Raw genomic sequence first — 849 nt, forward strand, 5'->3', positions numbered from 1 at the left:
GTGCGGGACCCCCGGATACTGCGGCGCGGCGGGCAGATGCACGGCGGGCGGAACGGGAGGCTGCTGAGGCTCGCTCATGACGACGAGCGTAGCCCCGGGTGCTGTGTCGTGCACGGCGACGAGCGCCGGTGCGGTCTCAGCTCTTGGCGCCGCTGAGATGGCAGAAACGCTACGTTCGATGTCGAACCGCCACGAGTGGCAGGATTGACTATCAACGTCAGAAAACCGCCAACGGGAGTGTGAGTATGAAGACGGTCGCCTGCGTCATCCAAGACGGATTCGCACCCTTCGAGTTCGGCGTCGCCTGCGAGGCGTTCGGCCTGGACCGCGCCGATGACGGCGTGCCGAACTTCGACTTCCGCATCGTCGCTCCCCGTGCCGGGGTCGTGACCTCGAAGATCGGCTTCTCGGTCAACGTCGAGCACGATCTGACCTTCGCGTACGAAGCCGACCTCGTGGTGTTCTGTCCCCTTCCTCGCGAGCGGTGGGGCGACATCGACCCGCTCCTGCTCGACGTCGCCAGGCACGCGGTCGACCGCGGCGCCTGGGTGATGAGCGTCTGCAGCGGCTCGTTCATCCTCGCCGCGGCAGGAGTGCTCGACGGTCGGCGCGCCACCACGCACTGGATGTACGCGCACGTCATGGCCGAGATGTACCCGGGGATCGACATCGACCCCGACGTGCTGTTCGTGCAGGACGGCAAGATCATCACGAGCGCGGGAACGGCCGCAGGGATCGACGCGTGCCTGCACCTGCTCCGGCAGGAGGTGGGCGCCGAGCTCACCAACCGCATCGCCCGCCGGATGGTCGTGCCGCCCCAGCGCGACGGTGGCCAGGCGCAGTTCATCG

1 protein-coding gene is annotated in these 849 nt (G+C 67.7%); it reads left to right on the forward strand.

What is annotated here, in order from left to right:
- Positions 1-245: 245 nt before the first annotated feature.
- Positions 246-849: GlxA family transcriptional regulator (locus KZA10_RS16390; protein WP_218683423.1), on the forward strand; the 604-nt coding region annotated here is incomplete at its 3' end.

Origin of the sequence: Microbacterium sp. BF1 (assembly GCF_019279095.1) — a bacterium.
In the GTDB taxonomy this organism is placed as follows: domain Bacteria; phylum Actinomycetota; class Actinomycetes; order Actinomycetales; family Microbacteriaceae; genus Microbacterium; species Microbacterium maritypicum.